Source organism: Actinoplanes sp. NPDC019969 (assembly GCF_055562375.1).
The window spans coordinates 240,100-254,548 of the sequence record NZ_JBVHFK010000002.1 but is presented as its reverse complement, the minus strand read 5'-3'; the positions used below and the strand labels follow the sequence as shown (position 1 = coordinate 254,548).

Genomic DNA, 14,449 nt, shown 5'->3' with positions numbered 1-14,449 from the left:
AGTGTCCACATGGAAACCTTGTCGCCCCGGTCCCGGCACCGCTTCTACCGGCGCCGGCGGGCCGTCGCCCTGGCCCGCGCCGGCCGTGCGTTCGCGGCGGCGATGGCCATCCCGCCGCCGGAGACCGACGGCCCGCTTCCCGCGACGGGGTGATCGCGGGTGTTCCCCCACATTGGTTGCTGGGGGTAATGTCGTCACTCCGACGCGTATCAATCGACAAGAAAGCGTTGGTGTCATGAGCTTGCGCATCCTCGTGGTGGGCGCCGGCATCGCCGGCCTGGCCGCGGCCCGGGGGCTGCGAGTCGCCGGTTTCCGGCCCGAGGTGGTGGAGGCGCTCCCGGCCACCGTCCTGCCCGGCGCCGGCATCCATCTCCCCGGCAACGCCACCCGCGCGCTGCGCCAGCTCGGCCTCGACGTCCCGCTGCGCCCACTGGGCGATCTGGTCTTCCGGCAGGTCTTCCTCGACACCCGCGGCCGCGAGCTGTTCGAGATGGACGCGGCGGCCCTGTGGGCCGGTGTCGGCGAGTCCCGGGTGCTGTCCCGCGCCGATCTCCAGCAGGTGCTGCTCACCGGGGTCGGCGGCGAGGTGCGCTACGAGACCGAGGTGCGTGACGTCCAGATCGTCGACGGCGCCGCCAAGGTCGAGTTCTCTACCGGCGGCATCGCGGAGTACGACCTGGTCGTCGCCGCCGACGGCAGGCGCTCCTCGATCCGCGACCAGGTCGGGCTCGGCGGCCCGGCCGTGCCGACCGGGCAGATCGTCTACCGCGCGGTGGTCAGCGGCGGCCCGCCGCTGGCCGACTGGACGGCGGTGCTCGGCCGCCGCTCGCAGTTCGTGGCGATGCCGATGGGCGGCCGCCGGCTGTATTGCCACGCCGACGAGACCGCGCCCGACGCGCCCAACCCGGCGGATCCGCTCGCCCGCCTGCGCGAGCTGTTCGGCTCGTTCGGCGGCCCGGTCCCGGCCATCCTCGGCAAGATCGAGAAGGTGCAGGTGGCCCGCACCGACGAGGTCGTGCTGCCGTCCTGGTCCACCGGCCCGGTCGTGCTGGTCGGCGACGCCGCGCACGCCACCGCGCCGACCCTGGCCCAGGGCGCCGCGATGTCCTTCGAGGACGGCTGGGTCCTCGGCCAGGAGCTGCGCGACGCCGCCGGGGACATCCCGGCCGCGCTGCGGGCGTGGGAGGAGCGGCGCCGGCCACGCTGCGCCGAGGTGCGCGAGCGGACCCGCGAGCGGGACCGCACCCGTGACGTGCCACCGGCCCTGCGCGACCCGATGCTGCGCCGCCGGGGCGCGCACATCTTCACCGATCACTATCGGGCGCTGGTGGCTCCGGTCTGACCCGACCGTCTCTCCGGGCCGGCCCTCGTGTGTCTCCGGTCTGACCGGAGAGGTGACCTGGTGTGCTCTTTGGTCACCCCGCGACGGCGGAAGGTACGCGGGGGACTATTCTGCCAGCCAGGTACGCCCGATCTTCGGGATATCCCGAGAGGGACGAACGAGACAACGGAGGCAATTCGTGACGACCGTTGCGCCGTCGCCGATCGCGACCCGACCATACCCGGTCCGGCGGCAGGTCAAGGGCTCGGCGTTTGCCCGGATCCTGCGGACGACGGACGCGAAGCAGATCGGGATCATGTACATGATCACGGCCTTCGTGTTCTTCCTGCTCGGTGGCTTGATGGCGCTGCTGATGCGCGCGGAGCTGGCCCGTCCGGGCATGCAGCTGCTGTCGCCGGAGCAGTACAACCAGCTGTTCACCATGCACGGCACGATCATGCTGCTGTTCTTCGCCACGCCGATCGTGTTCGCGTTCGGCAACTACGTCGTGCCGATCCAGATCGGCGCGCCGGACGTGGCGTTCCCGCGGCTGAACTCTTTCGCTTACTGGCTCTACCTGTTCGGCGGCCTGATCACCATCGGCGGGTTCCTCACCCCCGGTGGCGCCGCCGACTTCGGCTGGTTCGCGTACACCCCGCTGAGCAACAGCCTGCACTCGCCGGGCGTCGGCGGGAACATGTGGGTGGTCGGCCTGGCCCTCTCCGGTCTGGGCACGATCCTCGGCTCGGTCAACCTGATCACCACGATCCTGACCCTGCGGGCCCCGGGCATGACCATGTTCCGGATGCCGATCATGACGTGGAACATGCTGGTCACCGCGCTGCTCGCGGTGATGGTCTTCCCGTTCCTGGCGGCCGCGCTGTTCGCCCTCGCCGCGGACCGTGTCCTCGGCGCGCACGTCTTCGACGTGGCGACCGGCGGCCCGATGCTGTGGCAGCACCTCTTCTGGTTCTTCGGCCACCCCGAGGTGTACATCATCGCCCTGCCGTTCTTCGGCATCATCACCGAAGTCATCCCGGTCTTCAGCCGCAAGCCCGTCTTCGGCTACAAGGGCCTGGTCGCCGCGACGCTGCTGATCGGCGCGCTGTCGATGTCGGTGTGGGCGCACCACATGTTCGCCACCGGGCAGGTGCTGCTGCCGTTCTTCAGCTTCCTGAGCTTCCTGATCGCGGTCCCGACCGGCATGAAGTTCTTCGTCTGGATCGGCACCATGTGGCGCGGCCAGATCAGCTTCGAGTCGCCGATGCTCTTCGCGGTCGGCTTCCTGGTGACGTTCCTCTTCGGTGGTCTCTCCGGCGTGCTGCTCGCCTCGCCGCCGATCGACTTCCACGTCTCCGACTCGTACTTCGTGATCGCGCACTTCCACTACGTGCTCTTCGGCACGATCGTGTTCGCGGTGTTCTCCGGCATCTACTTCTGGTTCCCGAAGATGTTCGGCCGGATGCTCGACGAGCGCCTCGCGAAGATCCACTTCTGGCTCACGATGATCGGCTTCCACGGCACGTTCCTGGTCCAGCACTGGCTGGGCACCAAGGGCATGCCCCGGCGGTACGTGGACTACCTGCCGGCCGACAATTTCACCTTCCTGAACACGTTCTCCACGATCGGCTCGTTCGTCCTCGGCCTGTCGACCCTGCCGTTCATCTACAACGTGTGGAAGTCGTACAAGGTCGGCAAGCTGACCACCGCCGACGACCCCTGGGGCCACGGCAACTCGCTCGAGTGGGCCACCACCAGCCCGCCGCCGCTGCGCAACTTCGACCGGATGCCGCGGATCCGCTCCGAGCGGCCCGCCTTCGACCTGAAGTTCCCGGAGCTGGCGGCCGGTCAGACGATCGCCGGCCCGCCGGAGGGTGGTGCGAAACCGCTCACCGCCGAGTCGGACGGTGGCGCCACGTACCAGGAAGACGTCAGCACCGACCGCGACCGCTGACCCGCCGCATCGAACGGCCCGCGCTCTCCCGAGCGCGGGCCGTTTGCTTTTCGTCACATCCTTAACCGTTGGCTTTTCGTCGTACCCCCACGGCAGGATGGGCGGCGGAGGTCAGGATCCACCATGCTGCTCACGCCTTACCGCGAAACACTCGCGCTCCCGAAGATCACGTCCGTGCTCGTGGTCGCCACCCTCGCCCGGATCCCGATCGCGGCGGCGACGGTCGTGCTCACGCTGCACGTCGTCGAGGGCCTCGGCATGAGCTACGGCGCGGCCGGCCTGGTCGGCGCCGCGTCGACGATCGGCGGCTCGATCGGCGCCCCCGTGATGGGCCGCCTCATCGACCGCTGGGGGCTGCGGCCGGTCCTGGTCCTCACCACGGTCGCCGAGGTGGTCTACTGGCTGGTCGCCCAGGCGCTGCCCTACTGGGCGCTGCTCCCGGTCGCCGCGGTCGGCGGTTTCCTGGCCCTGCCGGCCTTCTCGGTGGCCCGGCAGGCGATCGCCGCGCTCACCCCGGAGTCGCACCGGCTGCCCGCGTTCGCGCTCGACTCGATGACCACCGAGCTGTCGTTCATGGCCGGCCCCGCGCTCGGCGTCCTGATCGTCACCACCGGCAGCTCCCGCGGCGCCATGCTGGCCCTGGCCGCCGGCATCCTGCTGGCCGGCATCGGCCTGTGGCTGCTCGACCCACCGGTCCGGGCCGCCCACGAGGCCCCGGTGTCCAGCGGCGAGCGGGTGCCCCGCAGCACCTGGCTCAAGCCCCGGTTCTTCGCCGTCCTGGCCGTCACGATGGCCGCCACCCTGGTCCTCTCCGGCACCGACGTGGCCGTGGTCGCCACCCTCCGGGCCTCCGGCGACGTCGAGTTCGCCGGCCTGGTGCTGGCCCTGTGGGCGCTGTTCTCACTCATCGGCGGCTTCCTCTACGGCACCGTCCGCCGCGGCCTGCCGATCCTGGTGATCTTCACGCCGATGGCCCTGCTGACCATCCCCGTCGGCCTCGGCGGCGACCACTGGTGGCTGCTGGCGCTGCTGCTGATCCCGGCGGGCGCCCTCTGCGCCCCGACGATCACCGCCAGCTCCGACGCGATCAGCCGGATGATCCCGGCCGGCGCCCGCGGCGAGGCGATGGGCATGCACAACTCGGCCCTGACCGTCGGCGTGGCCTGCGGCGCCCCGCTGGCCGGCCTGGCGATCGACCGCTGGGGCCCGGCGTGGGGGTTCGCCGCGGTGGGCGCGGTGGGCGTTCTGGTGGCGTTGCTGGTCCTCCCGGCCGAGCTGCGCCGCCGCCGCGACACACCGGCACCGTCGGCGTCTCCCGCCTCGGCTGGGACCACCTCGGCTGTGCCTGCCTTTGCTGTGGCTGCTTCAGATGCGCCCGCTTCGGGTGTGCCTGCCTCAGCTGTGCCTGCCTCGGATGCGCCCGCTTCAGTCGTGTCTGCTCCGGATGCGTCCGCCTCCGCTGGGGTTGCCTCGGATGCGCCCGCCTCGGATGCGCCCGCCCTCACCCCGCCGGTGGCCGGCGGCCGCGCCGCGGATGCCTCCGTCAGGCCGGAGCCGGTCTCCGAGGACGTCGTGGGCCGCTGACTTCGCCGTTATGGGGAGCGGTCCCCAGCCCGCGGGTCGCTGCCGGCTGTGCCGACCGTCGATGGTGGGGAGCGGTGACGGTGTCGCAGTCCTCGCCTCGCGAGCCCTCTGCGGTTGTATGCGTGCGGTCGGCCTGTGGTCCGAGTGTCGATCACGCGTTGCCAACTTCGCACCATGAGCGGCTGATTGCGGTGCGGCCGCTGCTCGGCGCGCCTCTACGGGCCAACACCCGTGGGAAGTCTCCCGAGTTCGTGGGGACGACCGGAAATCCCTCGTCCGAGCCGTGTGGTCGGACCGCGACGTCCAGGGCGCGGGTTCCGGGCAGAGCCCTGCTGTCGATCTTGTAGACCTGAATCTGGTGTCGCGCGAACAAGATCCGAAGTGGGTCCGAAGGTGTGCACACGGCTCCGGGGATCCGGAGATTAGCGCCCAAGATCGTGAGCCGCACCGATCTTGAGTGCGGCGAACCGATGCGAATCGCACAAGATCGCGACGGAACCGGCTGAACCCGGTGGTCAACTGCTCAAGATCGCGGCAGAGCGGGCCGACGCCGATGGCCAGTTGCTCATGCAGGCTGAGGAACTGCCCGATCCCGGCGGGGAGTTGCTCATACACGCGGAGGAACTGTCCGACTTCGGTGACGAGCTGAGGAACTGGCCGATTTCGGTGGTCAACTGCGCAGAGTCGTGCAAGTGCTGGTGGCGAGCTGCGCGAGCGGGCGGTGAGCTGTTCGATTCCGGCGCTGGACCCGGGGCGTGCTGTCCGATTCGGTGGTCGGCTGGTCCTGCGGGCGGGGGCTGTCGGATCCGGTGGTCGGCTGGTCCAGCGGGCGGGTGCGCTGCCCGACGCCGCTGGTCAACTGCGCACGAATGCGGGGATGCCGGCTCACTCCGATGGTCGAGTGCTGGCGACTGCATCGGATCAGGGAACTGGACGGCCGAGCTGAGCCGGAAACGGCACGGTCCCACGCCCCGCCCGGGGCATGGGGCCGCGATGTGACGGAGATCAGGCGACGGAGAGAGTGGCGGTACCGATGACGATGCGGTGGTCGGAGCAGGAGCCGGCCGCGTAGGCGCTGGTCGCCGGGATGCCGGAGCAGGCGGTGGAGATGCTCAGCGAGTCGCCGCTGTAGCTGCCGACGATCCGGTTCTGGCGGGCGAAGATCAGGTCGATCTTGGCGCTGCCACCGCACGGCGGGGTGGCGCCGGGGGTGCCGGTGGCGGTCCACTCGCCGTACCCGAGGCAGTTGCCCGAGTCGTTGTCGTCCAGCTCGCGGTAGGCGCCGGTGTTGCCGTTGTTGTTGGCGACGTTCAGCGTCGACGAGTACCAGTTGTTGAGCCTGCCGTAGTGCGGCTGGCCGTTGAAGTCACCGGCGATGACGGCGGTGTCCCCGGCGGCGTTGAAGTCCTCCATGCGGGCCAGCGCGTAGTCGAGCTGGTTCACGTTGTGCGCCTTGCCGTTGGACGCGATCTCGTTGCTGGTGGTGATGTGGGTGCCGCAGAAGTGCATTCTCGGCCGGGCGGTCGGGGCGACGCAGGTGAGGGTGCGGGCGTCGTCGGAGCCGTCCGACGGCAGCGTCCAGCGCTGGGCGCCGTTCAGCGCGTGCTTGCTGAAGATGGCGTTGCCGTACGGCTCGCTGCCGGAGCCGGGCAGGCAGGTGGCCGAGTCGCGGCTGGAGGTGAACCGGGAGAAGTTGCTGTCGTCGTTGGGGTAGCCGAGCTCCCGCAGCCGGGCGATCAGGGCGTTGTACTGGCCCTGGCAGATCTCGTTGAACACCACGAAGTCGGCGTTCCGGTTGACGATCGAGGACGCGGCCACGTTGATCAGACCGTCGCTGGTGCTGCCGTTGTGCATGGTCACGCCGGCGACGTTCCACACCCAGAAGTTGTACGTGACGTTCGTCGCGGCCGAGGCGGGGGCGGCCGGCAGTGCGGCGCCCCCGATGGCGAGGAGCATGGTGGCCACGGCGACCGCGGCCTTCTTGAGTGAACGCATAATGACCATCCCGTAAAGATCATCGATACACAGTGGATCGATGATGGGGCATGGCCGTCAGGCGTCGACCACCGGGCTGCCGGTTACGGCGATCGATGCGGCACGGAACTGCTCGAGGGCGGCCTCGGTGGTCTCCCGGGCCACGCCGGCGGTCAGTTCGAGCACCACGGTGGTGGTGAAGCCTTCGCGGGCGGCGTCCAGCGCGGTGGCCCGTACGCAATGATCCGTCGCGATGCCGACCACCTCGACGTCGGTGACCCCCCGGGCCCGCAGCCATCCGGCGAGGGTTTCGCCGTTCTCGGTGCGGCCTTCGAAGCCGGAGTACGCGGCCTGGTGCTCGCCCTTGTGAAAGACCGCCTCGATCCGGTCGGTGACCAGCTCCGGGTGGAACTCCGAGCCGGTGGAGCCGACCACGCAGTGCGCCGGCCAGGTGTCGACGAAGTCCGGGTGGTCGCTGAAGTGCGCGCCCGGGTCGACGTGGTAGTCCTTGGTGGCGACCACGTGGTCCCACCGGTGGCCGGCCTTGTCGAGCACCAGCGAGATGCCTTTCGCGACCGCCGCGCCACCGCCGACCGGCAGGGAGCCGCCTTCGCAGAAGTCGTTCTGCACGTCGACGATGATCAGCGCGCGTGACATGGAAACCCCCAGGATCAGGCGGTGGGAACGATGACGACCGGGATGGCCGGGTCACCCGCGGAGAGCTTGAGGCCCTCCCACGGGATCGAGATCAGATTCTGCCGGAGGTGGTCGCGGGACTCGGTGAGGCTGGGCGTGTCCTGCACCGTGCCGGCGGCGACGTAGGAGCGCTGCAGCAGCCGGTCGTTGGCCTGGTGGTCGGGCACCCCCTGGGAGTAGATGATCTCCTCGGTGGCGGTGCCGGTGGGCTTGTGCCGGCGGATCGCGGTCTTGCGGCCGCCGACGGTCGCCTTGTTCTCGGAGCGTTTCACGACCGGGCGTCCCTCGACCTCGACCAGCTTGTAGACCAGGCTGGCGGTGGGCGCGCCGGACCCGGTGACCACGGCGGTGCCGGCGCCGTAGATGTCGACCGGCTCGGCGGCGAGGGTGGCGATCGAGTACTCGTCCATGTCACCCGAAACGATGATCTTCGTCTCGGTGGCGCCGAGCGAGTCCAGCAGCTCACGTGACTGCTGGGCCAGCACCGACAGGTCGCCCGAGTCGATCCGCACGGCCCGCAGATCGGGCCCGGCGACCGCGATCGCGTTGCGGATGCCCTGGCTGATGTCGTACGTGTCGACCAGCAGCGTGGTGTTCTTGCCGAGCGCCGCCACCTGCGACCCGAACGCCGCCGGCTCGTCGTCGTGCAGCAGCGTGAACGCGTGCGCGGACGTGCCGGTGGTCGGGATGCCGTAGGCGCGGCCGGCCGCCAGGTTCGACGTGGAGGCGAACCCGGCCAGGTACGCCGCGCGGGCGGCGGCCACCGCGGCGTGCTCGTGGGTGCGCCGGGAGCCCATCTCGATGATCGGGCGCCCGCGGGCCGCGGTGACCATCCGGGCGGCCGCGGCGGCGATCGCGCAGTCGTGGTTGAGCACGGACAGGATCAGCGTCTCCAGCACCACGCACTCGGCGAACCTGCCGGAAACGGTCAGGATCGGCGATCCGGGGAAGAACAGCTCGCCCTCGGAGTAGCCCTCGATGTCGCCGGTGAACCGGTAGTCCGCGAGCCACTTCGCGCAGGCCTCGTCGACGATCCCGGCCGAGCGCAGGAACTCGATCTCGCCCGGCTCGAACCGGAAGTCACGGATCAGCTCGATGAGCCGCCCGGTGCCGGCGACCACGCCGTAGCGCCGGCCGGTGGGCAGCCTTCGAGCGAACACCTCGAAGACGCAGTTCCGGTCGGCGGTGCCGTCCCGGAGCGCGGCGCTGACCATGGTCAGCTCGTACTGGTCCGTCATCAGGGCCGGCGCGATGGTCTCCACGACTCACACCCTATTGCGCCGCGGGCCGGGATGCCGACCATGGGGCTCGACGCGGCTGTTGACCAGCGGTTCGATGCTCCGGTTCACCGGTTCGCCGAATCCGGTGGCAACATGGGGGCATGGCGTTGCCTCAGGTTGCTCCCGTCGAGACGCCGGAGATACAGGAAGTACCGGCCGAGGATCGGCCATGGGTGACCATCGTCTGGGACGACCCGGTCAATCTCATGTCGTACGTGACGTGGGTCTTCCAGAAACTCTTCGGCTACAGCAAGGAAAAGGCCGAGAGGCTGATGATGGACGTGCACACGAAGGGCAAGGCGGTGGTCTCCACAGGTGCGCGCGAGCGCATGGAGATGGACGCCAACCAGCTGCACGGATACGGTCTCTGGGCGACTGTCGACCGTGGTTGACGGCCTGACGAGCGGGTGGGGAAGAAGATGTTCCGACGCAGCGGTGGCCAGTGTGTCGCCACGTTCGCGCACGACGAGGTGCGAGTCCTGCGGAAAGTGGCGGCCGAGGTGGTCGGTCTGCTGACCGACGGCATGGATCACACCGATCCGGTGGTGAGCCGGCTCTTCCCGGACATCTATCCCGATCGACCAGAGGACTCGCAGGAGTTCCGGCTCTACACCGAGGGCGATCTCAAGACCAGCAAGATCGACCAGGCGGGCGCGATCCTCGCGGCCCTTCCCGACGAGGGCGAGGGGGAGGTGCGCCTGGACGGCGAGGCTGCCGAGGCCTGGCTCCGGGCGATCAACGACGCCCGGCTGGCCATGGGCACCCGCCTGGAGATCAAGCCCGACACCGACCTGGGCGAGGAGCTGGACGACGCGGTGCTCGAGGATCCGGGCTCCAGCCGGGTCTTCCAGCTCTCGGTGTACGCGTACCTCGGCTATCTCCAGGAATCGCTGCTCAACGCGCTCCCCGAGATCAGGTAGGTGTGGCAACTGCCACGGTGGGCGTACGGAAATCTCACGGTAATGTGAACGGCGTGCTGACCATCGACCGAGCGATCATCGACGCGATCGTCGCCCACGCCCGCCGGGACCACCCCGACGAGGCCTGTGGCGTCGTCGCCGGAGCGATCGGCAGTGATGTGCCCACCCGGCACATCCCGATGGACAACGCGGCGCGCTCGATGACGTTCTACGAGTTCGACTCGATGGAGCATCTGCGGGTCTGGCGCGAGATGGACGACCTCGACGAGGAGCCGGTGGTGATCTACCACTCGCACACCGCGACCGAGGCGTTCCCGTCACGGACGGACATCTCCTTCGCCGGCGAGCCGAACGCGCACTATCTCCTGGTGTCGACCCGCGAGCCCGATACGGAAGAGATCCGCTCGTTCCGTATCGTGGACGGTGTGGTGACCGAAGAAGAGGTCAACATCGTGGATGCGACGGTGAAGGCGTGATTTCCACAGCTGTGCAGTCGTTCATGTTCGGGCAGAGCCCGGCGTCGGTCTTCTACGAGTGTCGCTGCCGGTAACAGCGCGACCCGACCGACCCTCCGCCCTTTCCGTTCGACTCCTTCAGGAGATTTGCAGCCATGGCCATCGAAGTTCGCGTTCCCACCATCCTGCGCACCTACACCGGCGGCGCCAAGATCGTCGAGGGGGCCGGTGACACGCTCACCGAGCTGATCGACGACCTGGACGCCAAGCACAGCGGCCTCAAGGGCCGGCTGATCACGCCCGAGGGCGGCCTGCACCGGTTCGTGAACATCTACGTCAACGACGAGGACGTCCGCTTCCTCGGCGCGCTCGACGCCAAGGTCAAGGACGGCGACTCGATCACCATCCTCCCGGCCGTCGCGGGTGGCGCCCTCGGTTTCGCCGCCGCCGCGGCGCTGCTCGGCGGCCTGTAAGTCTGATGGCTCGTTACGAGAGCCTGCTGGACGCGTGCGGGGGCACGCCGCTCGTCGGCCTGCCCCGGCTCTCCCCGGCGGTGCCCGAAGGGGCGCCGCCGGTGCGGCTCTGGGCCAAGCTGGAGGACCGCAACCCGACCGGCAGCATCAAGGACCGTGCCGCGCTGTTCATGGTGCGCGAGGCCGAGGAGTCCGGGCACCTGCGGCCCGGCGACACCATCCTCGAGCCGACCAGCGGCAACACCGGCATCGCCCTGGCCATGGTCGCCAAGCTGCGGGGTTACCGCCTGGTCTGCGTGATGCCGGAGAACGTGTCGGCCGAGCGGACCCAGATCCTCCGGATGTACGGCGCCGAGATCATCTTCTCTCCCGCGGCGGGCGGGTCGAACCAGGCCGTCGCGACCGCGAAGCAGATCGCCGCCGAGCACCCCGACTGGAAGATGCTCTTCCAGTACGGCAACCCGGCGAACGCCCGCGCGCACTACGAGACCACCGGCCCGGAGCTGCTGCACGACCTGCCCACGATCACGCACTTCGTGGCCGGGCTGGGCACCACCGGCACGCTGATGGGCACCGGCCGCTTCCTCCGGGAGAAGGTCGACGGCATCCAGATCATCGCCGCCGAGCCGCGGTACGGCGAGCTGGTCTACGGCCTGCGCAACATCGACGAGGGGTACGTCCCCGAGCTGTACGACGCCTCCGTGCTGACCCGGCGGTTCTCCGTCGGAACCCGGGACGCCGTGCTGCGGACCCGCCAGATGATCGAGGTCGAGGGCATCTTCGCCGGGTTCTCCACCGGCGCGGTGCTGCACGCGGCCCTCGCCGTCGCGCACGAGGCGGTCCGGGCCGGCAATCGTGCCGACGTCGCGTTCGTGGTTCCGGACGCCGGCTGGAAATACCTGTCGACCGGCGCGTACGGCGGCACGCTCAACGAGGCGGAAGAGGCCCTCGAGGGCCAGCTCTGGGCCTAGATCACGTGTGTGGAGTTGCGGCGCGAACAGCGGCCGAACTCCACACGCTGGATCAGTAGGACAGGGCGACCAGCACGTTGCCGGCCATCGGCGGGGCCGCGGCGAGCAGCAGGATCCAGGGCAGGGTGCGCTGGTGGATGGCGAGGAACGCGGCCACCACCGGCGCCACGCTCAGCATGGTGAGCAGGGCCAGCACCGGCAGGTACCAGCCGGGCGCGCCGCTGAAGACGGCCATCACCGCCCACAGCCCGACGGCGACCCCGCACAGCCCGAGCGCCGCGCTGTAGAGGGCGATCGCGAGCATCCGTGCCGCGCCGGGCGCCGGGTCGTCCGGCGCCGGGAAGCGGAAGGAGACCTCGGGATCGGGCGCCGCTGGCGAAGGGTCCGTCGCCGCGTGCGGTTCCGGGGCCGGAAGGTTCGCCTGGGTCACGATCCGGGTGGTCCGCGCCTGTTCGATCGAGGTCATGCCGCCTCCATCCGATGATCTTCAAAGCACTCACCCTGAGCAACGCGGGTGGATCACCGGACGTGACGGTGCAAAGGTGATGGACGAGGTCATGAGGGCTGTGATGTGCGTTGTCGATTTAGCGACAAATCGATCAGTTGTTAACGGCGGGCAGTTGTCGCGGCGTACGCTTCGCTCCGTGATTGACTGGTCTGACAAGTCCGGCACGGACCGGTCGGGTGGGGCGTGGCCGACGACTCAGGTCGGGCCAACACAGCGTGAGCCAGAGGGATCCGGATGCGACTAACCGTTCTCGGTTGTGCCGGCAGTTTCCCCGGCCCCGAGTCGGCATGTTCGGCCTACCTCGTGGAGGCCGAGGGATTCCGGCTCCTGATCGACTTCGGTTCCGGGTCACTCTCGGCCTTGCAGCGATACTCGGACATGCGGCGCGTCGACGCCATCCTCCTCACGCACCTGCACTGCGACCACATGCTGGACGCGTGCACCTACGTCGTGGTGCGCCGTTACGACCCCGCCGGCGCGCTGCCGCCGTTGCCGGTCTACGCCCCGCTGGGCGCCGCCGAGCGGATCGCCGCCGCCTACAGCACCGAGGGCGAGCCGGTCGACGACGTCTACACCTTCTACGGACTGCAGCCGGGCACGTTCCCGATCGGCCCGCTGACGGTCACCGTGGACCGGGTCAACCACCCCGTGGAGACGTACGGGGTCCGCATCGAACACAACGGCCGGGTGCTGGCCTACTCGTCGGACACCGCGCCCTGTGAGGCGCTGCTGCGACTGGCCGCCGGCGCCGATCTGTTCCTCTGTGAGGCGAGTTACCAGGACGGTGTGGTCAATCCCCCCGACCTGCACCTGACCGGCGGAGAAGCCGGCGAGGCGGCCACCAAGGCCGATGTGGGCAGGCTCCTGCTGACCCATCTCGTACCCGCCTGGGCCAGTGAGGCATCTATTGTGGAAGCCGCCACCGCCGCCTATGCGGGACCGGTCGAAGTCGTCCGCCCCGGCGCCAGATACGATCTCTGAGCCGGTTACGGGGGCGAGATCGGCTCAGCACCGACCGCATCACGTGACGTGACTTGGAGCTGTTGCATGCGCATCGTCCGCCTGGCCAACTTCGTCACGGTTCACACCGGAGGCCTGCGGACGGCGCTGCGCGAGCTGGGCCGCGGCTATCAGGCGGCCGGTCACGAGGCGGTCCTGGTCGTTCCGGGCCGTCGCTATTCCGACAAGGTCACCACCCAGGGCCGGGTCATCACGCTGCCCGGCGCGCCGTTGCCGCGCACCGGTGGTTACCGTGTGCTCGCCGGCCGCCGTGAGCTGATCAAGCTGCTGGACGGGCTGGAGCCGGACCGGATCGAGGTGTCCGACCGCACCACGCTGCGCTGGACCGGCGACTGGGCACGCCGTCGCGGGGTCCGGTCGATGATGGTGTCGCACGAGAGCCTGGCGGGCCTGCTCGGCGTCTGGGGCATGCCGAAACGCGACGCCCTGGCGGACCGGTTCAACCGGCGCACCGCCGAGGCGTTCGACACGATCGTCTGCACCACCGCGTTCGCCGCCGAGGAGTTCCGCCGCATCGGCGTGCCGAACCTGGTGGAGGTGCCACTCGGCGTCGACCTCGACCTGTTCCACCCCGGCGCGATGGACGCCGCCGTCCGCTCCCGGTACGCCCGCCCCGACGAGCTGCTGCTGGTCTACTGCAGCCGGCTGTCCGCGGCGAAACGGCCGGAGCTGGCCGTCGACACGGTCGCCGCGCTGCGCAACGGCAAGGTCCCGGCGGTGCTGGTGATGGCCGGTGACGGCACCCGGCGGACCGCCCTGGCCTATCGGGGCGCCCGGCTGCCGGTCCGGTTCGCCGGTCACATCTCCGAGCGGCCGGCCGTCGCCGCGCTGCTGGCCAGCGCCGACGTGGTGCTGTCGCCGGGTCCGGTGGAGACGTTCGGGCTGGCCACTCTGGAGGCGATGGCCTGCGGCACGCCCGTGGTGGTCAACGAGCAGAGCGCGCTGCCCGAGGTGGTCGGTGACGGCGGGGTGGCGGTGCCGGGCACGGCCGAGGCGTTCGCCGATGCGGTCAGCCGGTTGCTGGAGCGGCCCCTGGTGGAGCGCCGGGCGGCGGCCCGGGCCCAGGCCGAGCGGTACGGCTGGCCCGCGTCGGTCGAGGGCTTCCTGCGGGCGCACGAGGCGATCCCGGAGCCCGTGACGGCTCCGCTGGCGGGGCTGATCCGGCCGGCGGTGCCGTCCACGCCGTACCTCAACGGGGTTCCCACCCCGCGCCGGATCAGCGCCACCGACGAAAAACCGCGTGAGGCCGGGGCGGACGAAGCCGGCGCCGCCCGTTACGCATAGGGTTGGGGC

General features: G+C 69.9%; 13 protein-coding genes and 2 pseudogenes. 11 read left to right on the top strand and 4 right to left on the bottom strand.

The genetic code is table 11. The features are described from left to right. Positions 1-9: 9 nt before the first annotated feature. The 4 genes and pseudogenes from ACZ3II_RS07710 to ACZ3II_RS07695 form a co-directional block, all read left to right on the top strand. Positions 10-153, top strand: a complete 144-nt coding sequence (locus ACZ3II_RS07710) for a hypothetical protein (RefSeq protein WP_465516828.1) — start codon at positions 10-12, stop codon at positions 151-153. 82 nt (positions 154-235) lie between these two features. Then, positions 236-1,342 carry an FAD-dependent monooxygenase gene (locus tag ACZ3II_RS07705; RefSeq protein ID WP_465516827.1) on the top strand — a complete coding sequence of 369 codons (1,107 nt, stop codon included), beginning with the start codon at positions 236-238 and terminating at the stop codon, positions 1,340-1,342. 178 nt (positions 1,343-1,520) lie between these two features. Then, positions 1,521-3,275: an aa3-type cytochrome oxidase subunit I gene (gene ctaD, locus ACZ3II_RS07700; protein ID WP_465516826.1), complete on the top strand. Its 1,755-nt coding sequence runs from the start codon at positions 1,521-1,523 to the stop codon at positions 3,273-3,275. 123 nt (positions 3,276-3,398) lie between these two features. Continuing rightward, positions 3,399-4,592, top strand: a pseudogene (locus ACZ3II_RS07695) (MFS transporter); the annotation flags it as partial. A gap of 1,272 nt (positions 4,593-5,864) precedes the next feature. Here the strand turns inward: ACZ3II_RS07695 and ACZ3II_RS07690 are convergent. The 3 genes from ACZ3II_RS07690 to ACZ3II_RS07680 are packed head-to-tail and all read right to left on the bottom strand — an operon-like array spanning position 5,865 to position 8,791. Continuing rightward, positions 5,865-6,854, bottom strand: a complete 990-nt coding sequence (locus tag ACZ3II_RS07690) for an endonuclease/exonuclease/phosphatase family protein (protein ID WP_465516825.1) — start codon at positions 6,852-6,854, stop codon at positions 5,865-5,867. 57 nt (positions 6,855-6,911) lie between these two features. Beyond that, positions 6,912-7,490 (bottom strand): nicotinamidase, encoded by a 579-nt coding sequence (locus ACZ3II_RS07685; protein WP_465516824.1) that lies wholly within the window; start codon positions 7,488-7,490, stop codon positions 6,912-6,914. Between the two features lie 14 nt (positions 7,491-7,504). After that, complete coding sequence (locus ACZ3II_RS07680) at positions 7,505-8,791, bottom strand: nicotinate phosphoribosyltransferase (RefSeq protein ID WP_465516823.1); 1,287 nt, start codon at positions 8,789-8,791, stop codon at positions 7,505-7,507. A gap of 119 nt (positions 8,792-8,910) precedes the next feature. Here ACZ3II_RS07680 and clpS point away from each other — a divergent pair, with 119 nt between their 5' ends. The 5 genes and pseudogenes from clpS to ACZ3II_RS07655 all read left to right on the top strand — a co-directional run bounded on the left by clpS (position 8,911) and on the right by ACZ3II_RS07655 (position 11,628). Beyond that, positions 8,911-9,201 (top strand): ATP-dependent Clp protease adapter ClpS, encoded by a 291-nt coding sequence (clpS, locus tag ACZ3II_RS07675; protein ID WP_465516822.1) that lies wholly within the window; start codon positions 8,911-8,913, stop codon positions 9,199-9,201. Between the two features lie 27 nt (positions 9,202-9,228). Then, positions 9,229-9,729 (top strand): DUF2017 domain-containing protein, encoded by a 501-nt coding sequence (locus ACZ3II_RS07670; protein ID WP_465516821.1) that lies wholly within the window; start codon positions 9,229-9,231, stop codon positions 9,727-9,729. 53 nt (positions 9,730-9,782) lie between these two features. Continuing rightward, positions 9,783-10,279, top strand: a pseudogene (locus ACZ3II_RS07665) (M67 family metallopeptidase). Between the two features lie 60 nt (positions 10,280-10,339). Further along, positions 10,340-10,657, top strand: coding sequence for a MoaD/ThiS family protein (locus tag ACZ3II_RS07660; protein ID WP_465516820.1), 318 nt, complete (start codon positions 10,340-10,342; stop codon positions 10,655-10,657). Positions 10,658-10,662: 5 nt separating this feature from the next. Beyond that, complete coding sequence (locus ACZ3II_RS07655; protein ID WP_360327037.1) at positions 10,663-11,628, top strand: PLP-dependent cysteine synthase family protein; 966 nt, start codon at positions 10,663-10,665, stop codon at positions 11,626-11,628. Positions 11,629-11,680: 52 nt separating this feature from the next. Here the strand turns inward: ACZ3II_RS07655 and ACZ3II_RS07650 are convergent, their stop codons facing one another. Next, complete coding sequence (locus tag ACZ3II_RS07650) at positions 11,681-12,094, bottom strand: hypothetical protein (RefSeq protein WP_465516819.1); 414 nt, start codon at positions 12,092-12,094, stop codon at positions 11,681-11,683. Between the two features lie 276 nt (positions 12,095-12,370). On the opposite strand from ACZ3II_RS07650, the gene ACZ3II_RS07645 reads away from it, so the two are divergent. Further along, positions 12,371-13,117 carry an MBL fold metallo-hydrolase gene (locus ACZ3II_RS07645; RefSeq protein WP_465516818.1) on the top strand — a complete coding sequence of 249 codons (747 nt, stop codon included), beginning with the start codon at positions 12,371-12,373 and terminating at the stop codon, positions 13,115-13,117. 66 nt (positions 13,118-13,183) lie between these two features. Then, positions 13,184-14,440, top strand: coding sequence for a glycosyltransferase (locus ACZ3II_RS07640; protein WP_465516817.1), 1,257 nt, complete (start codon positions 13,184-13,186; stop codon positions 14,438-14,440). Positions 14,441-14,449 lie beyond the last annotated feature (9 nt).